At 71.2% G+C, this 24,258-nt stretch carries 21 protein-coding genes and 2 tRNA genes; 12 read left to right on the forward strand and 11 right to left on the reverse strand.

Annotation, left to right across the window (positions count from 1 at the left end; all coding sequences use genetic code 11):
* Positions 1 to 151: 151 nt before the first annotated feature.
* On the reverse strand, positions 152 to 1,936 hold the full coding sequence (locus ACWGH0_RS00285) for a glycosyltransferase (RefSeq protein ID WP_453401854.1): 1,785 nt from the start codon (positions 1,934 to 1,936) through the stop codon (positions 152 to 154).
* Between the two features lie 338 nt (positions 1,937 to 2,274).
* Positions 2,275 to 2,357, reverse strand: a tRNA-Leu gene (locus ACWGH0_RS00290).
* A gap of 382 nt (positions 2,358 to 2,739) precedes the next feature.
* Here ACWGH0_RS00290 and ACWGH0_RS00295 point away from each other — a divergent pair.
* The 6 genes from ACWGH0_RS00295 to pknB all read left to right on the forward strand — a co-directional run bounded on the left by ACWGH0_RS00295 (position 2,740) and on the right by pknB (position 10,890).
* Positions 2,740 to 3,621 (forward strand): FhaA domain-containing protein, encoded by an 882-nt coding sequence (locus ACWGH0_RS00295; protein WP_453401855.1) that lies wholly within the window; start codon positions 2,740 to 2,742, stop codon positions 3,619 to 3,621.
* Between the two features lie 10 nt (positions 3,622 to 3,631).
* Positions 3,632 to 4,141, forward strand: a complete 510-nt coding sequence (locus ACWGH0_RS00300; protein ID WP_453401856.1) for an FHA domain-containing protein FhaB/FipA — start codon at positions 3,632 to 3,634, stop codon at positions 4,139 to 4,141.
* A 128-nt stretch (positions 4,142 to 4,269) separates the two neighbouring features.
* Positions 4,270 to 5,820, forward strand: coding sequence for a Stp1/IreP family PP2C-type Ser/Thr phosphatase (locus ACWGH0_RS00305; protein WP_453401857.1), 1,551 nt, complete (start codon positions 4,270 to 4,272; stop codon positions 5,818 to 5,820).
* Between the two features lie 22 nt (positions 5,821 to 5,842).
* On the forward strand, positions 5,843 to 7,240 hold the full coding sequence (locus ACWGH0_RS00310; protein ID WP_453401858.1) for an FtsW/RodA/SpoVE family cell cycle protein: 1,398 nt from the start codon (positions 5,843 to 5,845) through the stop codon (positions 7,238 to 7,240).
* Positions 7,237 to 8,697: a peptidoglycan D,D-transpeptidase FtsI family protein gene (locus ACWGH0_RS00315; RefSeq protein WP_453401859.1), complete on the forward strand. Its 1,461-nt coding sequence runs from the start codon at positions 7,237 to 7,239 to the stop codon at positions 8,695 to 8,697. Before ACWGH0_RS00310 ends, ACWGH0_RS00315 begins: the two co-directional genes overlap by 4 nt.
* Positions 8,698 to 8,865: 168 nt before the next feature.
* Positions 8,866 to 10,890, forward strand: a complete 2,025-nt coding sequence (gene pknB, locus ACWGH0_RS00320) for a Stk1 family PASTA domain-containing Ser/Thr kinase (protein WP_453401860.1) — start codon at positions 8,866 to 8,868, stop codon at positions 10,888 to 10,890.
* Between the two features lie 465 nt (positions 10,891 to 11,355).
* On the opposite strand, the gene ACWGH0_RS00325 is transcribed toward pknB, so the two are convergent.
* Genes ACWGH0_RS00325 through ACWGH0_RS00350 form a run of 6 tightly spaced genes read right to left on the reverse strand, consistent with a single transcriptional unit; the run spans position 11,356 to position 15,945 of the window.
* The gene (locus tag ACWGH0_RS00325) at positions 11,356 to 12,099 is read right to left on the reverse strand and encodes a class E sortase (RefSeq protein WP_453401861.1); all 744 of its coding nucleotides are present in this window, start codon (positions 12,097 to 12,099) and stop codon (positions 11,356 to 11,358) included.
* A 46-nt stretch (positions 12,100 to 12,145) separates the two neighbouring features.
* Positions 12,146 to 13,606, reverse strand: a complete 1,461-nt coding sequence (locus ACWGH0_RS00330) for a class E sortase (protein ID WP_453401862.1) — start codon at positions 13,604 to 13,606, stop codon at positions 12,146 to 12,148.
* Positions 13,603 to 14,241, reverse strand: coding sequence for an aminodeoxychorismate/anthranilate synthase component II (locus tag ACWGH0_RS00335; RefSeq protein ID WP_453401863.1), 639 nt, complete (start codon positions 14,239 to 14,241; stop codon positions 13,603 to 13,605). The genes ACWGH0_RS00330 and ACWGH0_RS00335 overlap by 4 nt, the downstream gene beginning before the upstream one ends.
* Entirely contained in the window at positions 14,238 to 14,414 is a 177-nt protein-coding gene (locus ACWGH0_RS00340; protein WP_453401864.1) for a hypothetical protein, read from the reverse strand. Before ACWGH0_RS00340 ends, ACWGH0_RS00335 begins: the two co-directional genes overlap by 4 nt.
* Positions 14,415 to 14,472: 58 nt before the next feature.
* Entirely contained in the window at positions 14,473 to 15,117 is a 645-nt protein-coding gene (locus ACWGH0_RS00345) for a class E sortase (protein ID WP_453401865.1), read from the reverse strand.
* Between the two features lie 60 nt (positions 15,118 to 15,177).
* Positions 15,178 to 15,945 carry a DUF881 domain-containing protein gene (locus ACWGH0_RS00350; RefSeq protein ID WP_453401866.1) on the reverse strand — a complete coding sequence of 256 codons (768 nt, stop codon included), beginning with the start codon at positions 15,943 to 15,945 and terminating at the stop codon, positions 15,178 to 15,180.
* Between the two features lie 141 nt (positions 15,946 to 16,086).
* On the opposite strand from ACWGH0_RS00350, the gene crgA reads away from it, so the two are divergent.
* Positions 16,087 to 16,347, forward strand: a complete 261-nt coding sequence (gene crgA / locus ACWGH0_RS00355) for a cell division protein CrgA (RefSeq protein WP_138898454.1) — start codon at positions 16,087 to 16,089, stop codon at positions 16,345 to 16,347.
* Positions 16,348 to 16,612: 265 nt separating this feature from the next.
* On the opposite strand, the gene ACWGH0_RS00360 is transcribed toward crgA, so the two are convergent.
* Together ACWGH0_RS00360 and ACWGH0_RS00365 are read right to left on the reverse strand one after the other, a co-directional pair.
* Positions 16,613 to 17,455: a rhomboid family intramembrane serine protease gene (locus ACWGH0_RS00360; RefSeq protein WP_453401867.1), complete on the reverse strand. Its 843-nt coding sequence runs from the start codon at positions 17,453 to 17,455 to the stop codon at positions 16,613 to 16,615.
* A gap of 129 nt (positions 17,456 to 17,584) precedes the next feature.
* Positions 17,585 to 18,112, reverse strand: coding sequence for a peptidylprolyl isomerase (locus ACWGH0_RS00365; RefSeq protein WP_453401868.1), 528 nt, complete (start codon positions 18,110 to 18,112; stop codon positions 17,585 to 17,587).
* Positions 18,113 to 18,391: 279 nt separating this feature from the next.
* Here ACWGH0_RS00365 and ACWGH0_RS00370 point away from each other — a divergent pair, with 279 nt between their 5' ends.
* The 3 genes from ACWGH0_RS00370 (at position 18,392) to ACWGH0_RS00380 (ending at position 21,750) form a co-directional block, all read left to right on the forward strand.
* Positions 18,392 to 19,099 carry a DUF5324 family protein gene (locus tag ACWGH0_RS00370; RefSeq protein ID WP_453401869.1) on the forward strand — a complete coding sequence of 236 codons (708 nt, stop codon included), beginning with the start codon at positions 18,392 to 18,394 and terminating at the stop codon, positions 19,097 to 19,099.
* Positions 19,100 to 19,332: 233 nt separating this feature from the next.
* Entirely contained in the window at positions 19,333 to 21,066 is a 1,734-nt protein-coding gene (locus ACWGH0_RS00375) for a sensor histidine kinase (protein WP_453401870.1), read from the forward strand.
* A gap of 24 nt (positions 21,067 to 21,090) precedes the next feature.
* Positions 21,091 to 21,750, forward strand: a complete 660-nt coding sequence (locus tag ACWGH0_RS00380) for a response regulator (protein WP_453401871.1) — start codon at positions 21,091 to 21,093, stop codon at positions 21,748 to 21,750.
* Positions 21,751 to 21,861: 111 nt separating this feature from the next.
* Here the strand turns inward: ACWGH0_RS00380 and ACWGH0_RS00385 are convergent.
* Positions 21,862 to 21,934, reverse strand: a tRNA-Ala gene (locus ACWGH0_RS00385).
* A 160-nt stretch (positions 21,935 to 22,094) separates the two neighbouring features.
* Between ACWGH0_RS00385 and ACWGH0_RS00390 the strand changes: the two genes are divergently transcribed.
* Positions 22,095 to 22,643: a helix-turn-helix domain-containing protein gene (locus ACWGH0_RS00390; protein WP_453401872.1), complete on the forward strand. Its 549-nt coding sequence runs from the start codon at positions 22,095 to 22,097 to the stop codon at positions 22,641 to 22,643.
* Between the two features lie 30 nt (positions 22,644 to 22,673).
* Complete coding sequence (locus ACWGH0_RS00395) at positions 22,674 to 24,254, forward strand: serine/threonine protein kinase (protein WP_453401873.1); 1,581 nt, start codon at positions 22,674 to 22,676, stop codon at positions 24,252 to 24,254.
* Positions 24,255 to 24,258 lie beyond the last annotated feature (4 nt).

Consider the following 24,258-nt stretch of genomic DNA (forward strand, 5'->3'; position numbering starts at 1 on the left):
GACGGCCGAGGAGAAGACGGCCGAGCACCGCACCGGTCCCACGAACAAGCCGACGAGGGGACACCCGCAGCGCCCCGCACACCGCAACACGCCCACCCCGCACGCCTAACCCGCACCCCCGCCATCACCGCCATCACCCCCATCACGGCCATCACCGCACCAGCGTCACCACCGTCGCCGCCCCCACCGCCCCCTCAGACTCCACCGTGCGTACGTCGGTCTCCCGCCCCGCGGTCAGCCGCTCCAGCCCCGCCGCGTCCGGCTGGAGCCGCCCGCGCTCGAAGACGACCAGGCTCACCACCGTCCCGCCGGGCACCCGTGCCTCGCGGTACTGGGCGTACGTCATCGCGTCGCACCCGGAGTACCAGCCGAACTCGGGCTCGTACCCCGTGACCACCAGGCACGGCCGCCCCTGCGCCGCCGCCCCTATCTCCCGTGCGACCGGCACCGTCGACCAGGCGAGCCGCGTGGGGCCCGGCATGGCGCCGTGCGCCACGACCTGCGCGGTACCGAGCACCGTCAGCCCGGCCAGCGCGGCCACGGCGGTCAGCGCCGGCGCGCTCCACATCCGGCCCGCCAGCTCCGCCACCGCCTGCACCCCGAGGATCGTGAGCAGGACGACCGCGAGGTAGACGAACCGCGGCTCCCCGTCCGTCGCCAGGCCGAGGACCACCAGAACGAGCACCGCCGCCGTTCCCAGGAACACCCGCCGCCGGTCCTCGGGACGCGCGTCCGGCCCTCCCCGCGCCCTGCGGACGCGCAGCAGCGCCGCGCCGGCCGCCCACAGCCCGGCGGCCATCACCACCGCTCCGAGATCTCCGGCCAGCCGGTAGGGAAAGACCGCCAGGTAGTAGACGAGCCCGTCGCCCACGTACTCGCGGTTGGCCTGCGAGGTCGCCGACAGCACCATGCCGAGCGGCGACCCCGTCTCCCTTACGGCGTGCACCAGATGCGGTACGAGCCCCGTCACCAGCAGCGCTGCCGCCCCCGCCAACCGCCGTCCCTGCGCCGCCCAGGCGCGCGGCCCGTACGCCAGGACCGCCGCGAGAGCGACAGCGAGCAGGTTCCCGACCACTCCGTACCGCAGGTAGAAGGCGGCCAGCACCACGACCGGCACACCCCACAGCGCCCGCGACCCCTCCTTCTCCTGCGCCCGCACCAGCAGGAGGACCACGAGCAGCAGCAGCCCGGTCGCCCCGATGTCGTTGAGGTACTCGGGTACGCGCCGCAGGAACCCCAGCCCGCTCAGCAGCACCAGTACGACGACCACCGCACGCCGCCGCGAGGTCCAGGCGGCCGCGGCGCGGTACGTCACCGTCAGCGTCCCCAGCACCAGCAGCAGCGCCACCACGCGCAGCGCTCCCACCCCGGCCCCGGGAGCGGAGCCGCCTCCGTGGCCGGTCCACTCGCCGGACAGCCACAGGGCGAGCGCCCCCAGCGCGGGCAGCCCGACGGGCCGGTAGACGCCCCAGCCCGCGTCGGGCGACCCGTCCGCCCAGGAGCGCGCCTTGTTCGCGTACACCGCCTCCTCGTGACCGAGGTACGGCTCGTGTCCCTGCAACGCCGCCCACACCCCGGCGGCCATCGCCAGCACCCCGAGGAGGTACGCCCAGGAGGGCACCCGCCGCAGCAGATCCACACACCTCAGCAGGCGGCCGGGCACCCGCCCGACCCACCCGACCCGCTCACCCGGGCCACCCGAGCCACCGGCGCCCCGCCCATCACCCGAGCCACCGGCATCACCCGGGCGACCCCAGCCCGAGCCGCCCCGGCACCTCAGAGCGATCACCCAGGCCGGCCCCGCCACCAGCAGGTACGGCCACGGCTGCCACCCCGGCAGCCATCCCCCGTACCCCGCCACCAGCAGCAGTTGCTGCGCGCAGGCCAGCGCCGTGAAGACCACGGCCACGGCCCACGCGGCCCTTATTCGGGCCATCACGAACTCCCCCGCCCCCGGAACAGTCCGCGGGCCGGGCGGCGAAACGCCGCGCGTCGGCCCGCGCAAACAGAAAACAGGCCGCCGCGTCCCCTCGCGACGTACCCGGTACCGCAGGCTACAGGCGGCCCCCACGCCCCCGGCGGCGCAGCAGAGCCGACCGAGGCGCCCCGCACGCCCCCGGCGGCAGCTCAGCCGACCCCGACGACCCCGCACCCACCCGGCGGCGCGGCAAGCCGACCCCGGCGCCGAAGAGACACTCCCGGGCACAACGAGAAGCGGGCCCCCGCAGGCGACTTTCGTCACCCGCGGAGACCCGCTCCGTCGGTTTCTCTAAGTGCGCGAGGGGGGATTTGAACCCCCACGTCCCTAAGGACACTGGCACCTGAAGCCAGCGCGTCTGCCGTTCCGCCACTCGCGCATGAGTGGTGCCGTTCGAATCTCTCACTGGTTTGTGCGAGCGCCTGACGACATGCAGAAGATTAGCACGGTGGTCAGGGTGGATTCACACCCGTTGTTCGGGGGGACCCGAGGAGGGGAACGAGAGGGGAAACGGGGACCGGGCGCGCGGACCGGCCACGGGGAGGGAACGACGAGGGGAACGCCGAAAGGAACGCCGCCGCCCCTCACCCACTCCTCCAGAGTGTCCCCGGGGTGCGGGACACTGTCAGGAGGCCACCTCTACGATCCCTGTGAGAGGTGACACTCATCCACTGTGCAGACAAGGGGAACCAGCCGATTTCCCGACGCGTGGATACGATCAGTAAGCAGTACCAGGACGACAACGACGGAGGAGGTGCCCCATGGGAGTCCTGAAGCGTTTCGAGCAGCGTCTCGAAGGTCTGGTCAACGGCACCTTCGCCAAGGTCTTCAAGTCCGAGGTCCAGCCCGTCGAGATCGCCGGCGCCCTCCAGCGCGAGTGCGACAACAACGCCACGATCTGGAACCGCGAGCGGACCGTCGTCCCCAACGACTTCATCGTCGAGCTGTCCACCCCGGACTACGAGCGCCTCAGCCCGTACTCGGGTCAGCTCGGCGACGAGCTCTCCGGCCTGGTCCGCGACTACGCGAAGCAGCAGCGCTACACCTTCATGGGCCCCATCAAGGTCCACCTGGAGAAGGCGGACGACCTCGACACCGGTCTCTACCGCGTACGCAGCCGCACCCTCGCGTCCAGCACCTCGCAGGCGGGCCCGTCGCAGAGCCCGGCCGCCGGCCGTCAGGCCCCCGCGCCCGCCGCCCCGCGCGGCGGCGGCTACGGCTACCCGCCGTCGGCCGCCCCCGGAGCGCCCCCCATGCCCGCGGCCCCGCCGCCGTCGCCGTCCCACGGCGCGCGGCCCGGCGGACCGGCCGCCGTGTCCGGCAGACCGGGCGGAGCGGGCCCGGGCCCGATGCCCGGCGCGCAGACGCGGCGCTGGATCGAGATCAATGGCACACGCCATCAGATGTCCCGCCCGACGCTGGTGCTGGGCCGCAGCACCGAAGCAGACGTGCGGATCGACGACCCCGGCGTATCCCGCCGGCACTGTGAGATCCGGACCGGAACGCCCCCGACGATCCAGGATCTCGGGTCTACCAACGGCATCGTGGTAGACGGACAGCACACCACCCGCGCTACGCTCCGCGACGGCTCGCGGATCGTCGTGGGCAGCACGACCATCGTTTATCGGCAAGCCGAAGGGTGAAGCGGGGGCAATGTCAGAGCTGACCCTGACGGTCATGCGGCTAGGTTTCCTGGCTGTTCTGTGGCTGTTTGTGATTGTGGCCGTCCAGGTCATCCGCAGCGATCTGTTCGGTACGCGGGTCACGCAGCGCGGCTCACGCCGCACCGCGTCCGCCGACGCCAGGCCGCCGCAGAGCGGACGCCAGCAACAGGCTGCGGCGCCGCCGCAGCAGCGCCAGCGCCGCGGCGCCCCCACGAAACTGGTGGTGTCCGAAGGCACGCTCACCGGCACGACGGTGGCCCTCCAGGGGCAGACCGTCACGCTGGGGCGGGCGCACGATTCGACGATCGTGCTGGACGACGACTACGCGTCCAGCCGTCATGCCAGGATCTACCCGGACCGTGACGGCCAGTGGATCGTCGAGGATCTCGGGTCCACCAACGGCACGTATCTCGACCGGACCCGACTCACCACCCCGACCCCCATTCCGCTGGGCGCGCCGATCCGCATCGGCAAGACCGTCATCGAGCTGCGGAAGTAGTGCCACGTCATGATTGAGCGCGAGCGGAGCGAGCGAGCCGCGGCGGTCCCGACAGCGGATCCCCGCAGGCTCCCGACCGGAGGGTGGGCACCGTGCGGATGTACCCGGAGCCGACGGGCGAGGTGCGCATGAGTCTCTCACTGCGCTTCGCCGCCGGATCGCACAAAGGCATGATCCGGGAAGGCAACGAGGACTCCGGTTACGCCGGCCCCCGCCTTCTCGCGATCGCCGACGGCATGGGGGGACAGGCCGCCGGCGAGGTGGCCAGTTCCGAGGTCATCTCGACCCTGGTCACCCTCGACGACGACGTACCCGGCTCGGACATCCTCACCTCGCTCGGCAGCGCCGTGCAGCGTGCCAATGACCAGCTGCGCATGATGGTCGAGGAGGACCCCCAGCTGGAGGGCATGGGCACCACGCTCACCGCCCTGCTGTGGACCGGTCAGCGCCTCGGGCTCGTGCACGTCGGCGACTCGCGGGCGTACCTGCTGCGCGACGGCGTGCTGACCCAGATCACGCAGGACCACACCTGGGTGCAGCGCCTCGTCGACGAGGGCCGCATCACCGAGGAGGAAGCCACCACCCACCCGCAGCGCTCCCTGCTGATGCGCGCGCTGGGCAGCGGCGACCACGTCGAGCCCGACCTGTCCATCCGCGAGGTCCGGGCCGGCGACCGCTACCTGATCTGCTCCGACGGCCTGTCCGGCGTCGTCTCCCACCAGACGATGGAGGAGACGCTCGCCAGCTACCACGGCCCGCAGGAGACCGTGCAGGAGCTCATCCAGCTCGCGCTGCGCGGCGGCGGCCCCGACAACATCACCTGCATCGTCGCGGACGTCCTGGACGTCGACGGCAACGACACCCTGGCCGGGCAGCTCAACGACACCCCGGTCGTCGTCGGCGCGGTCGCCGAGAACCAGCTCCAGGCGAACGACGGCGGGGCCATGCAGACCCCCGCGGGCCGCGCGGCGGGCCTCGGCCGGCCCGTTCCCCCGCAGCAGGCCGCGCCCGGCGGCGCCTTCGGCCCGCCCGGCAGCGGTGACAACGCCGGCTACGGAGCGGCCCCCGACGGGGCCTTCGGCGCGTACCGCGACGAGGACTTCAGCAAGCCGCGCTCCGGCCGCAAGTGGCTGAAGAGATCGTTCTACATCGTGCTCGCGCTCGCCGTGATCGGCGGCGGTGCGTACGGCGGCTACCGCTGGACCCAGACCCAGTACTACGTCGGCGCCAACAAGAACCACGTCGCGCTCTACCGGGGCATCAGCCAGGACCTGGCCTGGGTCTCCCTCTCGAAGATCGAGAAGGACCACCCCGAGATCGAACTCAAGTACCTCCCGCCCTACCAGCAGAAGCAGGTCGAGGCGACCATCACCGAGGGCAGCCTCGCCGACGCGCGCGAGAAGGTCGGCGAGCTCGGCACCCAGGCGTCCGCGTGCAAGAAGGACGAGGAGCGCCGCAAGATCGAGCGCGAGGCGCGCGAGAGGGCGGAGCGCGAGAAGGCGGAACGAGAGAACGACGCGCGTACGGGCGAGGGCGAGGCAGGCGGAACAACCGGTTCCGGCGCCACGACCCAGACCGCCAAGACCCAGAAGATTCCGACGGCTACAGCTACGCCCACTCCTGGCCCCAGCCTCTCCGAGGAAGAGCAGAAGCTGGTCTCGCAGTGCGGTAAGCCGTAAAGCCGTAGGGGGCCTTACCACCATGAGCGTTGTCACCAACACGACCACCATCGGCGCGATCGAAGCGCCGAGCCGACGGAACACCGAGCTGGCGATGCTCGCGTTCGCCGTCATCATCCCGGTCTTCGCGTACGCCAATGTCGGCCTCGCCAAGGACGGCAGCCTGCCCGCGGGCATGCTCGGCTACGGGATCGGCCTCGGCCTGCTCGCGGGCGTCGCGCACCTGATGGTGCGCAAGTTCGCGCCGTACGCCGACCCGCTGATGCTGCCGCTGGCGACCCTGCTCAACGGCCTGGGCCTGGTGCTGATCTGGCGCCTCGACCTGGAGCCGTCCATCACCACGGCCGCCGTGGGCGGCGCCATGGCGCCCAAGCAGATGATGTGGTCCGCGGTCGGCGTCGCACTGTTCCTGTGCGTGCTGCTGTTCCTCAAGGACCACCGCGTACTCCAGCGCTACACGTACATCTCCATGGTCGTGGCCCTCGTGCTGCTGATCCTGCCGATGTTCTTCCCCGGCGTGAACGGCGCGAAGATCTGGATCACCATCCCCGGCCTGGGATCGCTCCAGCCCGGCGAGTTCGCGAAGATCATCATCGCGATCTTCTTCGCCGGCTACCTGATGGTGAAGCGCGACGCGCTCGCCCTGGCCAGCCGCCGCTTCATGGGCATGTACCTGCCCCGCGGCCGCGACCTCGGCCCGATCCTCGCCATCTGGGCCCTCAGCCTCATGATCCTGATCTTCGAGACCGACCTGGGCACCTCGCTGCTCTTCTTCGGCCTCTTCGTGATCATGCTGTACGTCGCCACCGAGCGCACCAGCTGGGTCGTCTTCGGCCTCACCCTCAGCGCCGCCGGCGCCGTCGGCGTCGCCTCCTTCGCCAGCCACGTACAGACCCGCGTGGACAACTGGCTCAACCCCCTCGCCCTCCAGAACGGCGGCGTCACCGAGACCGCCCAGGCCGTGTACGCCTTCGGCTCCGGCGGCCTCTTCGGCTCCGGCCTCGGACAGGGCTACTCCCGCCTCATCGGCGGCATCGCCCCCAAGAGCGACTACATCCTCGCCACCGTCGGCGAGGAGATGGGCCTCACCGGCCTGATGGCGATCATCCTGCTGTACGGGCTGCTCATCGAGCGCGGCGTACGCACCGCCCTCGCCGCCCGCGACCCCTTCGGCAAGCTCCTCGCGATCGGCCTCTCCGGCGCCTTCGCCCTCCAGGTCTTCGTCGTCGCCGGCGGTGTCACCGGCGTCATCCCGCTGACCGGTATGACGATGCCGTTCCTCGCACAGGGCGGCTCCTCCGTCATCGCCAACTGGGCACTCATCGCCATCCTGCTGCGCATCAGCGACACCGCCCGCAGGCCCGCGCCGGCCCCCGCCCCGTCCCCCGACGCCGAGATGACCCAGGTGGTCCGTCCGTGAACAAGCCCCTGCGCCGGGTCGCCGTCTTCTGCGGCCTGCTCGTCCTCGCCCTGCTCGTACGGGTCAACTGGATCCAGTACGTCAAGGCCGACGAACTCTCCAAGGACCCCCACAACCGCCGCGTCCTGATCGACCGCTACGCCCACAAGCGCGGCGACATCATCGTCGACGGCAAGGCCATCACCGGGTCCAAGGAGTCCAAGAGCGGCGACTTCAAGTTCCAGCGAACGTACAAGGACGGCCCGATGTGGGCGCCGGTCACCGGCTTCACCTCGCAGCGGATGGGCTCCAACCAGATCGAGTCCATCGAGGACGACATCCTCACCGGCACCGACGACCGCCTGTTCTTCGACCGCACGCTGTCGCTGTTCACCGGTGACAAGAAGCAGGGCGGCCACGTCCTCACCACCCTGAACGGCGCCGCCCAGCGCGCCGCCTTCAAGGGCCTGGGCGCCCGCAAGGGTGCCGTCGCGGCGATCGACCCGCAGACCGGCGCGATCCTCGCCCTCGCCAGCACCCCCTCGTACGACCCCTCCAAGGTCGCCGGAAACACCGACGAGGACGTCAAGAACTGGCAGAGGTACGAGAAGGACCCGGACAAGCCGACGACGAACCGGGCCCTGCGCGAGACCTACCCGCCCGGCTCCACCTTCAAGGTCATCACCGCGGCCGCCGCCCTGGAGCACGGCCTGTACGACGACATCGACGCGAAGACCGACTCCCCGCTGCCGTGGCGGCTGCCGCTGTCCACCAAGAACCTGGTGAACGACGGCAACCACCCCTGCAAGAACGCCAGCCTCCGGGTCGCGCTCCAGTGGTCCTGCAACACGGTCTTCGGCAAGATCGGCGCCGACCTCGACAACGAGAAGATGCTGGAGACGGCCGAGAAGTTCGGCTTCAACGAGCAGCAGTTCGTACCCGTCCGCTCCAACGCGAGCGTCTTCTCCAAGGACATGGACAAGGCCCAGACGGCCCTCTCCTCCATCGGCCAGTTCAACACCGCCGCCACGCCGCTCCAGATGGCCATGGTGACCGCCGCCATCGCCAACGACGGCAAGCTGATGAAGCCGTACATGATCGACCGGCTCACCGACCCGAACCTCGACGTCCTGGAGAAGACGAGCCCCGAGGAGATGAGCACCCCGCTCTCCCCGGAGAACGCCCAGAAGCTCCAGGAAATGATGGAGACGGTCGTCTCGGACGGAACGGGCTCGAACGCCAAGATCCCCAACGTCACCGTCGGCGGCAAGACCGGCACCGCCCAGCACGGCGTCGACAACAGCGAGAAGCCCTACGCCTGGTTCATCTCGTACGCCAAGACCGACGAGGGCTCCCCGGTCGCCGTCGCCGTCGTCGTCGAGGACGACAACGCCAACCGCGAGGACATCTCCGGCGGCGGTCTCGCGGCCCCCATCGCGAAGGACGTGATGCAGGCGGTGCTCGACAGGCAGAAGTGACGCCGGTCACCTGACGGCCGCGTACGCCCACGTCGCAGTACCGGTCGGGTCTCGGCCGGCAGTCACGGGCGGACCCGTTACGGCCCGCCCGGTACCGTATGCGCGGACAGCACACCGCCGGACCACACACAGGTGCGGTCGGGACAGACGGAGAGGGCTGGATTAGCTATGGAAGAGCCGCGTCGCCTCGGCGGCCGGTACGAGCTGGGCTCGGTGCTCGGCCGTGGTGGCATGGCCGAGGTCTACATCGCGCACGACACCCGGCTCGGCCGCACCGTCGCCGTGAAGACGCTGCGGGTGGATCTCGCCCGCGACCCGTCCTTCCAGGCCCGGTTCCGCCGCGAGGCCCAGTCGGCGGCCTCGCTGAACCACCCGGCGATCGTCGCGGTCTACGACACCGGCGAGGACTACGTCGACAACGTCTCCATCCCGTACATCGTGATGGAGTACGTCGACGGGTCGACCCTGCGTGAGCTCCTGCACTCCGGCCGCAAGCTGCTGCCCGAGCGCACCCTGGAGATGACCGTGGGCATCCTCCAGGCGCTCGAGTACTCGCACCGCGCCCAGATCGTGCACCGGGACATCAAGCCGGCGAACGTCATGCTGACGCGCACCGGCCAGGTGAAGGTCATGGACTTCGGCATCGCCCGCGCTATGGGCGACTCCGGCATGACCATGACGCAGACCGCCGCCGTCATCGGCACCGCCCAGTACCTCTCCCCGGAGCAGGCCAAGGGCGAGCAGGTCGACGCCCGCTCCGACCTCTACTCCACCGGCTGCCTGCTCTACGAGCTGCTGACCGTACGGCCGCCGTTCATCGGCGACTCCCCGGTCGCGGTCGCCTACCAGCACGTACGGGAAGAACCGCAGCCCCCGTCGAACTTCGACCCCGAGATCACGCCCGAGATGGACGCCATCGTCCTGAAGGCACTGGTCAAGGACCCCGACTACCGCTACCAGTCCGCCGACGAGATGCGCGCCGACATCGAGGCATGCCTCGACGGCCGTCCCGTCGCCGCCACCTCCGCCCTCGGATCGGTCGGCTACGGCGGCTACGGCGACGACCAGCCCACCACGGCCCTGCGCTCCGCCGACGGCGGCGGCGCCCCCACGTCGATGCTGCCGCCGGTCAACCCGGACGACGGCGGCTTCGGCTACGACGACCGCGTGGACCGCCGCAGGCAGCAGAAGAAGAGCAACACCTCGACGATCCTGCTGGTCATCGCCGGCGTACTCGTCCTCGTCGGCGCCATCCTGATCGGCAAGTCGCTCATGGACTCCCAGTCGGGCGAGGGCACGCGCACGGTGCCGCCCCTGGTCGGGGAGACGCTCGCCAAGGCGAAGAATCTCGGCACGAACGTCGACCTGACCGTCGAGGTCGGGGAACGCAAGGAGTGCGAGGACCAGCCCAAGGGCAAGATCTGCAGCCAGTCCCCGGACAGCGGCCAGGAGGTCGACGAGGGCTCGGTCGTCACGGTCGTCGTCTCCACGGGCGCCCCCAAGGTCGAGGTCCCCGACGTGACCGAGCAGTCGAAGCAACGGGCGACGGAGAACCTGGAGTCCAAGGGCTTCGAGGTCGACACCAAGCAGGTCGAGTCCGAGAAGACGGTCGGCACGGTCGTCGACCAGGACCCCGAGGGCGGCACGAAGGTGGAGAAGGGCGAGACGATCACCCTCTCCATCGCCAAGTCCTCCAAGGCCGACGTCCCGCCGGTCGTGGGCCAGACCTTCGAGGCGGCCAGCAAGCAGCTCAGCGACCTCGGCTTCCAGGTGGCCCGTGCCGAGGAGGAGTCGACCGAGGCCCCGGGCACCGTCATCAAGCAGGACCCGGTGGGCAACAGCCAGACCGACAAGGGCGGCACCGTCACCCTCACCGTCGCGAAGGCGCCCGCGCAGCCCGAGCAGGTAGCGGTACCGCCCGTGACCGGCCAGAAGCTCAAGGACGCCCGCAAGGCCATCGAGGACGCCGAACTCACCGTCGGCACGATCACGGGCCCGCAGGACGACGACGCCATCGTCGTGATCCCCCAGCCCGCGGTCGGCCAGCAGGTCCCCAAGGGCACGGCGGTCAACCTCACCACCGCCGGCGGCGGCGGTGACGGCGGAGGCGACAACGGCGGCGGAGACAACGGCGGCAACGACGGCGGCGGCCTCTTCGGCGGCGCGTTCGGCCGCAACGGCGACAGCGACTAGCCCCGCCCCGCTTCCGAAGGGCCGTGGACTTCACCCGAAGCCCACGGCCCTTCGCTCTGCCCCGGCACCGGACCGCACAGGGCTGCGAATACCGTGCGTGTCTTCCTATGCATGCACACGCTCCGCGGCCCCGACCTGGAGCGCTTCAGGTGCGTACGTACCTTCTCGACGTCTAAGCCGTCGCCCGCACACAGCCTGTGGACAACTTCGCCCCGACGGGCCCCGCCGCCCCCGAGCCCCTCGACGACCGCATCGACCGGCGGATCACCGACATCCTCGGCAAGTCCGTCGTCCCCCTGTTCAACGCCCTCATCGAGACGGCGGGGGAGCTGCGCAGGGAGCTCGTCTCCCTCCGCGACGACGTGCCGAGCGCGGGCGACGTGCTGGAGATCCTGCGCTGGCGGCACCACGCGAAAAGGCCCGAAGTCGCAAGTCGAAGGTGCGGCTTCGGGCCCGGCTCCCGCGCTAGCCGAGTTCGGCCGGCGGCGTGCGGTGTCGGTCGACCTTCTCCGTACGCTCCAGCTCGCCCCACACGATGTACCGGTGCTTCGACGTGTAGACCGGCGTGCAGGTCGTCAGCGTGATGTAGCGCCCCGGCTTCTTCTTCCCCGACTCCTTCGGGACCGGCTTCAGTACGTCCACGTTGTACTTCGAGGTCTCCGGGAGCTTCGCGTACACCTTGTAGACGTACCAGGTGTCCTTCGTCTCGAAGACGATCGCGTCGCCGTCCTTGAGCTTGTCGATGTTGTGGAACTTCGCGCCGTGCCCGTCCCGGTGCGCCGCCAGCGAGAAGTTGCCCTGCTTGTCGGACGGCAGCGCCGACTTGATCGGGTCCGTGTAGTACCCGGCGACACCTCGGTTCAGGTCCTTGGAGTTGGTGCCCTTGCGGACCAGCACCTCGCCGTTCTTCATCGCCGGTACGTGCAGGAAGCCGATGCCGTTCTTGGTGTCGAGGGCCCCCGGGCCGCCCGCCCACCGGTCGCGCACCTGGTTGCCCTGCTTGTCGGCGTCGCGGTCGGCGAGCACGTTCGTCCACCACAGCGAGTAGACGACGAACAGGCCGAGGATCAGGCCCGCCGTGATCAGCAGCTCGCCGAAGAGGCTCACCGCGCCCGCGACACGTCCACGCCTCCGGCGCGCGCCCGCGGGTGCGGACGCGGGCACGGGTGTGCCGGTCTGCTCGTCCTGATCGGTCGTCCTGGCTGCCACCGCACCCGTCCCCGTCCTGAGTCTCTTCCGTCCGGCCGGCCCGTTCTCAGCCGACGAGCGCGTCGGGCTGCCCCTTGCCGCGCGGCCGTTCGTCGACCATCTTGCCCCACACGATCATTCGGTACGTACTCGTGAATTCCGGTGTGCACGTCGTCAGCGTGATGTACCTGCCGGGCCGTGTGAAGCCCGAACCCGGCGGCACCGGGCCGATGACGCTCACGTTGGAGGGCGAGGTCTGCGGCAGGATGCTGGCCATCTCGTACGTGTAGTACGTGTCCTGCGTCTCCACGACGATCGGATCGCCCGGTTCGAGCTGATTGATGTACCGGAACGGCTCGCCGTGCGTGTTCCGGTGGCCCGCCACCGCGAAGTTCCCCAGCTTGTCCGACGGCATCGCCGTCCTGAGCTTGCCCTCCGCGTAGTGGCCCACCATGCCGTTGTCGAGGACCCGCGCCTTGTCGATGCCCTCGGCGATCGGCACGACGACGTCGAGCTTGGGAATGTGCAGGATGGCGAAGCCCTGGCCCGGCTCGAACGCCCCGGGCTTGCGGCCGTTGGCCCAGCCCTCCTGGATCTTGTCCGCCTCCTTGCCGGCGAACAGGTCCGCGCGGACGTTCGTCCACCACAGCTGGTACGTGACGAACAGCAGCATCAGCACGCCCAGCGAGATGAACATCTCCCCGAAGAACCTGCTGGCGACGACCGCCGGGCTGTCCTTCGCGGCGCGGGCGGCGCGTCTGGCCTCGACACGGGAGAGCGGCGCCTTCGGTGCGGCCTCCGGCGAGGTCTTCTTCTCGGAGCTCCTGCCGCGGCTCCCCCTGCCTTTGGCCGCCCTGCGACGCTCGGCGCGGCCACCGGTCACCGGCGCCGGGCCGGACGGCGCGGCCGGCTCGGAATCGGCGCCCGCTATTCGCCGGGTGTCGTCCGTCCGCAGGGCGACGGTCTCGTCGTCGTACGGAGGCGTGGAAGCGGGCGCCGGTACGGGCGCCGGTACGGGTGCCGGTACGGGCTCGGGAGTCGGAACGGGCGCGGCCCCGTGGGCGGCCTCGTGGGCGGCTCCGGAGACGGGGACGAAAGGCGGCACCGGCTCGGCGGCCGGGGCGGGCCGCTGAGCGGCGTACCGGCCCTGGGGGTGGGCCGGGGTCCCGTACGGCTCCTGAGGGTGCTGGAGGGGCCGCTGGGGCGGCTGTACGGCCCCCTGGGTGGTCTGCCCCGGCGTGGACCGCCCCTGTGCGGGCTGTCCGACCGTGGGCCGCGCGGGCGCGGGCTGCCCCGGCGTGCCCTGCGGCACCGTCGCCGACCGGAACCACGGCGAGGTCCCGTCCGGATCCGGGCCGTGGCCGGGGGCCTGCGTCGCCGCCGGGCGCTGCTGCCCCGGCAGCGGATCGTTCAGTGGATCCGCGAGCTGCTCCACCGCCGCCTCGAACGCGCCCGCCGCCCCGTACGCACCCTGCTGGTGCGAGGCCTCCCGGCCGGCGTCGTGCTGTTCGGGGCGGAGCGCCGTCACGCGGCGGCCTTGCCCACCACCGGCGCGAGCCCGGCCGCCCGCTCCACCGCTCCCGGATACCCGCACCGCGCAAGCCAGTTGGCCAGCATCAAATGCCCGTGTTCGGTCAGTACCGACTCGGGGTGGAACTGCACGCCCTCGACCGGCAGATCCCGGTGGCGCAGCCCCATGACGATCCCGTCGGCCGTCCGCGCGGTGACCTCCAGCTCGGCGGGCAGCGCCTGCGGCTCGGCCGCCAGCGAGTGGTAGCGCGTCGCCGTGAACGGCGAGGGCAGCCCGGCGAAGACCCCGGTGCCTGTGTGCGTCACGGGGGACGTCTTGCCGTGCAGCAGCTCCGGGGCCCGGCCGACCACGCCGCCGTACGCCACCGCCATCGACTGCATGCCCAGGCAGACGCCGAAGACCGGCACGCCCGTCGTGGCGCAGTGCCGCACCATGTCGACGCAGACGCCCGCCTGTTCGGGCGTGCCCGGGCCCGGCGACAGCAGTACGCCGTCGAAGCCGTCCTGGGCGTGGCTCAGCTCCACCTCGTCGTTGCGCAGCACCTCGCACTCGGCCCCGAGCTGGTAGAGGTACTGCACGAGGTTGAAGACGAAGCTGTCGTAGTTGTCGACCACCAGGATCCGCGCGCTCACCGGCCCGAACCTCCGTCCCCGTCGACCGTCACATCGTTGAACGGAAGCAGCGGCTCCGCCCACGGGAAGACGTACTGGAACAGTGCGTAGACGACCGCCAGGACCAGTACGAGCGAGATCAGCGCCCGTACCCCTACGTTGCCCGGCAGATGCCGCCAGATCCAGCCGTACATGCTGTCCCTTCCGTTCGGTCGAAACCCAGAATAAAGGGCGACGGCGGGGGCTCGTGGGTCAGCCGCTCAATGCGCGCGGCCTGCCCTCCTCCACGGGCTGCGTGGCGTCCAGATGGGCCCACACGACCAGCCGGTGGCTGCTGCCCCACTCCGGCTCGCACGTGGTCAGCGTCAGATAGCGTCCCGGGCCCTCGAAACCGGCCTTGACGGGAACGTCGTCGATCACACCGACATCGCCGGGGACGGTCCGGTACGGCCTGTTCCCCACGCGGTACGTGAACCACGTCGTCCCGTCGGTCAGCACCACCGCGTCCCCGGGCCGCAGCTCGGGGAAGTCCTTGAAGGGATCGCCGTACGTACGGCGGTGTCCGGCGACGGAGAAGTTGCCCGTCTCCCCGAGCCGCGCGGTCCCCGGGTAGTGGCCGAGCCCCTTCTTGAGGGTGGCGGCCCCCGTGCCCTCCAGGACAGGCCAGTCCCAGTCCTCGCCGAGGCGCGGCACGTACATCACCGCGAAGGGCCGGCCCGGCTCGTACGCCCGGGGGGCGGGTGGGGCCGAGGGGGCGGCGCTCCGGCCGGGGTCCCGTGCCCACGACTCCCGGAGGCTGTCGATCTGCCCGTCGCTCGCGCCGGCGGCCTCGACGCCGGTCCAGAACATCACGTACGCCACGAACAGCACGACGAGGGTGCCGGCCGTGACGCACACTTCGCTGAACGTCCTGACGATCAGCCGCCCCGACAGCCGCCCCGGCATCGGCTCCCCCGGTTACTCGACGGGCCTCGCGTAGTGGAGATCCACTGTGCCCGAGTAGCCGGGAAGAGTCATCGCCTCGTGCTCGTCGACTTTCCACCCGAGTCCGTACGCCTTCACGTACAGCTGGTAGTTCTGCAGCGCCGTGGAGGCCGCAAGGGCCCGTTCGAGGTCCTCGCGGTCGCCGATCGCGGTGACCTTGTACGGCGGCGAGTAGACGCGGCCCTGGAGGATCAGGGTGTTGCCGACGCAGCGCACCGCGCTGGTGGAGATCAGCCGCTGGTCCATGACCCTGATGCCCTTGGCGCCGCCCTGCCACAGGGCGTTGACCACCGCCTGGAGGTCCTGCTGGTGGATGACCAGGTCGTTGGGCTGCGGCTCGGGGTAGCCGGGGTTGGCCGTGGCGTCCGGCGGGGCGTCGTCGAGCGTGACGGTGAGGCCGGCGCCCGAGAGCTTCTTGGTGCCGGCGGCCGCCTCCAGCGCCTTCAGCTTCGCGTCCTCCGCCCTGGTGCTGCTGTCACCGCGCTGCGCCAGCGCGTCCACCTCGCCGCGGACGGCGGCCGTGCGGTCGCCCAGCTCCTTGTTCTTGTGACTGCGCTGGTCGATGAGGTCGGAGAGCTTCAGCAGCGAGTCGTCGGTACGGATGTTCGTGCCCTTGGCCGTGTTGAAGCTGGTCACGAAGATCAGCCCGGCGAGCGCGAAGACCCCCGCCGTCAGCAGCCTCACCGGCCGCAGGGCAGGGCGCCGGGCGGGTTCGGTGGGAGAGTCGGCAGAATTGCTCAACGTACCCTTATCTCCTTCGACGCCGCGGAAGCACTACGCTAACGGACGCCCGGGGGAGGCAGCGTTCCCCGTACCCCCCGCACCGGGCGCCAGCCACAGTTCCCTGCGCGGTCACGCAGCGCATCGACAGGAGAGTCCCTCGTGCCGAAGTCACGTATCCGCAAGAAGTCAGACTTCACGCCGCCGCCGGCGCCTTCGAAGCAGGCGACGGCCATCAGGCTGACGAACCGCAGCTGGGTGGCCCCGGTGATGCTGGCGCTCTTCCTCATCGGTCTCGCCTGGATCGTCGTCTTCTACGTGACCGAGGGCGACCTGCCGGTCCAGAGCCTGGACAACTGGAACATCGTGGTCGGCTTCGGCTTCATCGCCGCCGGCTTCGGCGTCTCCACACAGTGGAAGTAGCCGCGCCGCGCAACCTCTGACCAGAGGTTATCCACAGCGTTGTCCACACGGTGGGGAAAGGTCAGACGATCTGTGGATAACTCACAGGGTGTTGACGCCGGTGTGACTGCCGGGACCTTTCGGAAGACACGGCCTGCCCCTTGTTCGGACTGGGAAAAAGCCAGTTCAGCGACGAGGGGCACAGCTGTTCCCCCACGTTCCACCTGAATGCACAGCGCACCGCGATCGCTGTGGACAACTTGCGCGCAATCGCCGCTCCCACCGCTCAGGTGAGCATCGCCGTACGGGCCACGACGAGCCCGGCCGTGGCCAGCAGGACGAGCCCGCAGGTGCCGTACTGCACCAGCGCCCGGCGCTCGCGCGGGGCGTGGACCATGGCGACGGCGATGAGCGTGCCGGCGACGAGACCGCCCACGTGGGCCTCCCACGCGATGCCGCTCAACGCGAACGTCAGGACCAGGTTCAGGCCCAGCAGGACCAGGATCGGCCGCATGTCCTGGTTCATGCGCCGCATGAGGACCACGGTCGCGCCGAAGAGCCCGTAGATCGCACCCGAGGCGCCGAGCGACGGCTGGTTCGGGGCGGCCAGGAGATAGGTGAGCGCGCTGCCGGCGAGGCCGGACAGCAGGTACAGCGCCAGGTACCGGCCCCGGCCCAGCACTGCTTCGAGCGGGCCGCCGAGCCACCACAGGAGCAGCATGTTGAACCCGACGTGCCAGAACTCCTGATGCAGGAACATCGCCGTGACCAGGCGGTACCACTCGCCGTCCGCGACCCCCACGACCTGGAGGTCCCGGCTGATCGCGAGTCCGACGAGGTCGAGATCACGGGCGAGGCTCTCGCGGGCGAGGACCGCGACGAACAGCGCCACGTTGATCGCCAGCAGGATCTTGGTGACCAGCCGCGGATCGGCGGCGACCGTGCCGCCCGCGAGCGTGCGCGGCCGGCTCGCGCCCGGGGCGTGGCCCGTGCCCGAGCCCTCGCGGACGCAGTCGGGGCACTGGAAGCCGACCGACGCGCTGATCATGCACTCCGGGCAGACCGGGCGTTCGCAGCGGGTGCAGCGGATGCCCGTCTCCCGGTCCGGGTGCCGGTAGCAGTGATCCATCGGTCCGTCCCCAGATCCCTAGGTGTGCCTCTTGGCGGGGCGGTTCACCGCACCGCCCCGCCTCTCCAGTACGGACGGGCGGGGCGGTTTGGTTCCCGGCGGGCGGGCCCGCCCCCGAACACGGCGGTCTCAGCGGGTCTCCACGACGACCGACTCGATGACGACGTCGGTGAGCGGACGAGCGGTGCGCGGGTTGGTCGGGGTGGCCACGATGGCGTCCACGGTCTTGCGGCTCGCGGGGTCCACCACCTCGCCGAAGATGGTGTGCTTGCCCGTCAGCCACATCGTGGGCGACACGGTGATGAAAAACTGCGAGCCGTTCGTGCCCGGCCCCGCGTTGGCCATCGCCAGCAGGTACGGCCGGTCGAAGGCGAGGTCGGGGTGGAACTCGTCCTTGAACTCGTATCCCGGGCCGCCGGTGCCGTTGCCCAGCGGGTCCCCGCCCTGGATCATGAAGTCGCCGATGACGCGGTGGAAGACGGTGCCGTCGTACAGCCGCTCGGTGGTCTTGTGCCCCGTTTCGGGGTTCGTCCACTCCCGCTCACCCTGGGCGAGTTCCACGAAGTTCCTGACCGTCTTCGGGGCGTGATTCGGCAGGAGCCGGATCTCGATGTCGCCCCGGCTGGTCTTCAGGGTGGCGTAAAGCTGATCGGCCACGTTCTGCCTTCCATAAGTCTTCGCTGACGCTTCTTCCGATCCTCCCACGCCGTGTTTGCGGCGAGTAGCCGCCGAACCGCCACGCGGCGGGCCGAATCGTGGCATGGTCGTGCGCGAGGTCTTCTTGCACCGCCTTGCCCCGAGAGCCCCACAGATCGCCCCAGTCGCCGCCCATGACCCGGATGCCCGTCCGCACGTGCCGTGTCTGCCCACGGCGGGCATGATTTCGAAATGGGTGGACAGGCGATATACCGAACCGCCACCAAGGAGGAGGATCCAGTGACCCGCATCGACAGCGTGCGCGCCGCATCCGAATCGGCGAAGGAAAGCGTGCTGCACGCCGCGGAAGTGGTGGCGCCCTACGCCGGTACGGCCAAGGAACAGGCCACGCAATATGCGCACGACGCCCGCGTACGGCTCGCACCGAAGGTTTCCGCGGCCGCTCACCAGGCCCGTGTCCAGTACGGCGCACATGTGGCGCCGCGCATAGAGCAGGCCCGTACTCACGTGCCCCCGAAGGTCGACGTGGCCGCGCACCGCGCCGCGGTACGCACCCGGCACGCCGCCCGGCAGGCCGCCGACTACACCGTGCCGCGCGTCGAGCAGGCGATGGCCGCCGCGCAGCCCGTGGCCGAACAGGCCGCCGCACGCAGTGCGGCCGCCGTGGCCGCCCTGCGCGGGCAGATCACCGCCAAGGAGCTCCGCAAGCTCGTCAAGAAGCACGAGCGGCGGGCCAGGGCGGGCCGCGTGGCCAAGGGCATCGCCGTGTTCGGCGTGCTGGCGGGCGGCGCCTTCGCGGCGTGGAAGTGGTGGGACAAGCAGGCGAACCCGGACTGGCTGGTCGAGCCCCCGGCCGCCACCGAGGTGTCCGACCGTGCGCCGCTGACCTCGGTCGACGGCAGCGGTCAGGTGCTGGACCCGGAGGTCCAGGCCAAGCAGGCCGAGGCGGAGGCCGAGGCCGCGGAGCGCGACAAGAAGAACGACTGACGTCGGGGCGCAGGCGTCAGCGGCACGGACGGCGGTACGGACGGGCGCCGGGAGACCTTCGGGTCTTCCGGCGCCCGTCTTCGCGTCCGCGTCCGCGCGTTCGCTGAACCCGTCTTCGCGTCCGCGTCCGCGCGTTCGCTGTGCCCGTCTCCACGTCCGCGTTCTCTTTCGTAGCCGCGGGCCGCGACGAAAGTGTGCGGCGGCCCCCTCGGGGCGCTGCCTAGAGTGCGCCCGTGGACGTGTCTTCGAAGATCAGGGCCGGACGGCAGTGGCTGGCCGGCCCGGAGCCCTGGCCGGCCCGCCGGATCGCGGGCGAGAGCGTGCTGGCGGCCGTGCTGGCCCTGCTGGCGGCCGGCACACAGGAGCTGTTGGGCAGTTCGGGCCCCGTGCAGGCCGCCACGGCCGTCGCCGTCGCCGTGCTGTCGCTGCTGCGCCGCCGGCTGCCGGCGACGGTCCTGGTGGTCTCCGGCGGTGCGGCGGGGGAACTGGCCGGCTTCGGGCCGCTGCTCGTCGTGGCGGGATGGTCCGCCGGCCGCCGCATCCCGGGAGCCGGCCGAGCGCTGGCGGCGTTCACCGCCTCCTGCGTCCTGAACATCGTCGTCGGCACGATCTCCGAGCTGCCGCGCTTCTCCCCGCTGATGATCGTCATGTTCAGCACCCTGTACTTCCTCGCGACGACGGTCGTGCCCGGTCTGGCCAGCCGCTACTGGACCCAGCGCCGCACGCTGCTGCACGCCCTCCAGGAGCACAACGCCCAACTGCTGCGCGAGCGGGCCATGGTGGCCGGCCAGGCACGCCTGCGCGAACGCCAGCGCATCGCCCAGGACATGCACGACAGCCTGGGCCACCAGCTGGCGCTGATCTCCGTGCACACGGGCGCCCTGGAGGTCGACCCCGCGCTGACGGACCGACAGCGCGAAGGGGTCGGCGTACTGCGCGACGCCTCGGTGGCCGCGATGCACGAACTGCGCGAGGTCGTCGGCATCCTGCGGGACGGCGTCGAGCGCGACGACGCGGGGGCCGCCCCGGGTCCGCCGCCCGCCGAGGACCCGCACCCGGCGGCGCGCGGGGCCGCCGGCGTCGACGGCCTGGTCGCGGCGGCCCGGGCGGCCGGGAACACCGTCGAGCTGCGGTGCACCGGCGGGCGCCGGCCCCTCGCGGCGGCAGCCGACCACGCGGCGTACAGGATCGTGCAGGAGGCGCTGACCAACGCGTACAAGCACGCGCCGGGAGCCCCCATCACCGTCGAGCTGCGGTACGAACCGGACTCCCTGGTGGTGGAGATCGCGAACGGCCCGGCCCCGGCGGACCCCGGCGACGTCGTCAGCGGCGGGCAGGGCCTGACGGGCCTGCGGGAGCGGGCCCGGCTCGTCGGCGGCATGGTCCACGCGGGGCGCACCGACGCAGGAGGGTTCCGAGTCGCGGGCGTCCTGCCGTACGGCGCCGACGGCCTGCCCCCGGGCAAGGGCGGGGCGTCTTTGGTCGACGCGGAGGACGACTTCCGGCAGCAGTCCGCGACGGTCCCGGTCGGCAACGGTGGTCAGGTCATGGACTGGACCGCTGTGCAGAGGGAGCTGGCGATGAGTGGTGGACGCGGAAGCAGGAGCAGCGGGGTCGCACTGGGCTGCGGCATCGCGGTGGCGGCCCTGGTGCTGCTGGTCGTGGCGGGCGGCTTCGCCCTGTTCTTCCTGGCCGGATCGGCGGAGCGGGGCATGATCGAGCCGAGCGACTACGAGGCGGTGAAGGTCGGCTCGGCGGAGAAGGAGGTCCGCGCCGGCCTCCCGGACGGCGATTCCTTCATGACGCAGGGCCTGGAGGAAGGCGGTCCCGAGCGGCCCGAAGGGTCGGCGTGCCTGGTCCTGGCATCCTCGGAGACCGGCGGCAGCCTGGCGGCGGAGCCGGTGTTCCGCTTCTGCTTCCGGGACGGCAAGCTGATCGAGAAGAAGTCGTACGACGTCGTGCACTAGGTGAGCGGCAGCGGGGGAGCAAGCGTGACGGTTGCGCACATCAGAGTCGTGATCGCGGACGACGAGCCCCTCATCCGGGCGGGGATCCGCATGATCCTCACCTCGGACCGGACCATCGAGGTCGTGGCGGAGGCGGGGAACGGCCGCGAGGCGGTGGAGCTGGCGCGCGTCCACGCGCCGGACGTCGTCCTGCTCGACCTCCAGATGCCCGTGATGGACGGCCTCACCGCACTCGCCGAGCTCGGCCGGGCGGCGCCCGCGGCACGCGTGATCGTCCTGACGACGTTCGGCGAGCGCGAGAACGTCCTGCGGGCCCTGGAGAGCGGCGGCGCGGGATTCCTGCTGAAGGACACCGCGCCGGCCGAACTGATCGGGGCGGTGCGGGCCGCAGCGGCCGGAGACGCCTACCTGTCGCCGGGCGCGACCCGGCACGTGGTGGAGCGGCTCGCCTCGGGCCGGGCCCCCGCCCGCGCCGAGGAGGCGCGGCGCCTGGTCACCGCCCTCAGCGCGCGGGAGCGCGACGTCCTCGCACTGCTCGGCGAGGGCCTGTCGAACGCGGACGCGGGCCGACGGCTGCACATGAGCGAGGCCACGGTGAAGACGTACGTCAGCCGCATCCTCGCCAAGCTCGGCTGCGAGAACCGGGTGCAGGCGGCACTGCTCGCCCGCGACGCCGCTCTGTGACCGCCCGACGGGCGGAACAGGGGGAAGCTCCCCGTAGCGGCGAACGATGCGAACGAAGCAAAAAAGATGCCCCTCTGACCTGCGGAAACAGGCCAGAGGGGCATCTGCGTGTGGAGCCTAGGAGATTCGAACTCCTGACATCTGCCTTGCAAAGGCAGCGCTCTACCAACTGAGCTAAGGCCCCGAAACGGGTGGAGGCGACCGGTCGGACCGTACCGTGGCCACCGCCGCAGAACAGAGTACCGGGTGACCCCCCTGATCCTGCAAAAGGATTGGGACTCCCGGTCCGCGACCACTCTCCGTAAGATGCTCGGCGAGGTTCGCAGCAGCGAAGGGGAGACGCAATGGACGCAGCGCAGCAGGAGTCGACGGCCAGAGCCAGAGAGCTTCAGCGCAGTTGGTACGGGGAGCCGTTGGGGGCGCTGTTCCGCCGGCTGATCGACGACCTGGGGCTGAATCAGGCCAGACTCGCCGCGGTGCTCGGCCTGTCCGCGCCCATGCTCTCCCAGCTGATGAGCGGCCAGCGCGCCAAGATCGGCAACCCGGCCGTGGTGCAGCGCGTCCAGGCGCTCCAGGACCTCGCCGGGCAGGTCGCCGACGGCAGCGTCAGCGCCGCCGAGGCCACCGACCGTATGGAAGAGATCAAGAAGTCCCAGGGCGGCTCCGTGCTGAACAACACCAGCCAGACGACGGCCAGTTCCGGAGCGCCGACCGTGCGGCGCGTGGTGCGCGAGATCCAGTCACTGCTGCGTTCGGTGGCGGCGGCCGGCGACATCATGGACGCGGCGGACACGCTCGCCCCGACCCATCCCGAACTGGCGGAGTTCCTGCGGGTCTACGGAGCCGGGCGCACCGCGGACGCGGTGGCCCACTACGAGGCGCACCAGAGCTGACGCACGCGGACGGGGGAGCGGACACAGCGCATGGGTGAGGTCTTCGCCGGACGGTACGAGCTGGTCGACCCGATCGGTCGCGGGGGCGTCGGCGCGGTCTGGCGGGCCTGGGACCACCGCAGGCGCCGTTACGTGGCCGCCAAGGTGCTCCAGCAGAGCGACGCGCACACGCTGCTGCGTTTCGTGCGCGAGCAGGCCGTACGGATCGACCACCCCCACGTCCTCGCCCCGGCCAGCTGGGCCGCGGACGACGACAAGGTGCTGTTCACCATGGACCTGGTCGGCGGCGGTTCGCTGGCCCACCTGATCGGCGACTACGGCCCGCTGCCTCCCCGCTTCGTGTGCACCCTCCTCGACCAGCTCCTCGCCGGTCTGACCGCCGTCCACGCGGAGGGCGTCGTGCACCGTGACATCAAACCGGCCAACGTCCTGCTGGAAGCCACCGGAACCGGCCGGCCGCACCTGCGGCTGTCGGACTTCGGCATCTCGATGCGCAAGGGCGAGCCCCGGCTCACCGAGACCGACTACGTCGTGGGTACGCCGGGATACTTCGCCCCCGAGCAGCTGATGGGCGCGGAGCCGGACTTCCCGGCCGACCTGTTCGCCGTCGGCCTGGTCGCCCTGTACCTGGTCCAGGGTCAGAAGCCGGACGCCCAGGCACTGGTGGAGCACTTCGCCAGATACGGCACACCGGGCGCCCCCCAGGGCATACCGGAACCGCTGTGGCAGGTCGTCGCCGGGCTGCTCCAGCCGGATCCGCAGGCCAGGTTCCGTACGGCGACGGGCGCGCGCAAGGCGCTGACGGCCGCCGTCGAGATGCTGCCGGAGCCGGGACCCGCCGACGAACCGGTGGAGGTCTTCGACCAGATCGGCCCGCTCCCGCCCGGTTTCGGCCCGGACGGGCCCACCACGACCGCCCCGGGCCTCCTGCGCCACCTACCGGGCCACCCGCTTCCCCCGCAGCCGCCGGGGCAACCCCGGCACGGCACCCAGGGAACCCCACCGCACGGCACCGGCCCGCAGCTCCAGCCCGGGGCCCCGGCGCACCCTCCGCGCGTCGGCCCGCATTCTCGCTCCGGCCCGCACCCCGACTCCGTACAACAGCCGTCGCCCCCGCCCGAGCCGCCACACGCGTACGCGCACCCGTCCCAGCAGGCTCAGCCGTCCGAACCGTCGTACCCGTCCCAGCAGTCGCGCACCTCGGATCCGGCGTCCCTCGACGAGCAGTCCTCACGGTTTCCACCCGCCCGGACCGGCGATTTCCACCTCGCGCCACCGCCCCGGCGCCCTCCGCCCCCGGAACAGCCGCCGACGCCCCCCACCTACGCCCACCCGCCCGCGCAAGCGCCCGCCTCCTCTCCCGGCGCTCAGCGGTACCCCTTCCAGGGGCCGTGGGCGGCGACGGATCACGAACAGGCCCTCACCCGCCCGTACACCGCCCAGGTCCCGGAGGTCCCCGATCCGCAGGCCCCCACGGTCCCGGGCGGCCCTCACGCCCCCGTTCAGACCCGCCGCAAGCGGCCGGGACCGCCCCCGAAGGTGACGATCCCGGTGTTGCTGCTGGCCCTGGTGTGCTTCGCGGTGGGCTTCTGGGCACTGACCCAGACCTGACTCC

The organism is Streptomyces sp. NPDC054887 (genome assembly GCF_053610585.1).

What these genes read in the sequence shown, in the direction of transcription:
- ACWGH0_RS00395 (WP_453401873.1), top strand. Translation starts at nt 22,674, where the DNA reads ATGGGTGAGGTCTTCGCCGGACGGTACGAGCTGGTCGACCCGATCGGT.
- ACWGH0_RS00300 (WP_453401856.1), top strand. Translation starts at nt 3,632, where the DNA reads ATGTCAGAGCTGACCCTGACGGTCATGCGGCTAGGTTTCCTGGCTGTT.
- ACWGH0_RS00305 (WP_453401857.1), top strand. Translation starts at nt 4,270, where the DNA reads ATGAGTCTCTCACTGCGCTTCGCCGCCGGATCGCACAAAGGCATGATC.
- ACWGH0_RS00285 (WP_453401854.1), bottom strand. Translation starts at nt 1,936, where the DNA reads ATGGCCCGAATAAGGGCCGCGTGGGCCGTGGCCGTGGTCTTCACGGCG.
- ACWGH0_RS00310 (WP_453401858.1), top strand. Translation starts at nt 5,843, where the DNA reads ATGAGCGTTGTCACCAACACGACCACCATCGGCGCGATCGAAGCGCCG.
- ACWGH0_RS00340 (WP_453401864.1), bottom strand. Translation starts at nt 14,414, where the DNA reads ATGTACGGCTGGATCTGGCGGCATCTGCCGGGCAACGTAGGGGTACGG.
- ACWGH0_RS00360 (WP_453401867.1), bottom strand. Translation starts at nt 17,455, where the DNA reads ATGGATCACTGCTACCGGCACCCGGACCGGGAGACGGGCATCCGCTGC.
- pknB (WP_453401860.1), top strand. Translation starts at nt 8,866, where the DNA reads ATGGAAGAGCCGCGTCGCCTCGGCGGCCGGTACGAGCTGGGCTCGGTG.
- ACWGH0_RS00295 (WP_453401855.1), top strand. Translation starts at nt 2,740, where the DNA reads ATGGGAGTCCTGAAGCGTTTCGAGCAGCGTCTCGAAGGTCTGGTCAAC.
- ACWGH0_RS00390 (WP_453401872.1), top strand. Translation starts at nt 22,095, where the DNA reads ATGGACGCAGCGCAGCAGGAGTCGACGGCCAGAGCCAGAGAGCTTCAG.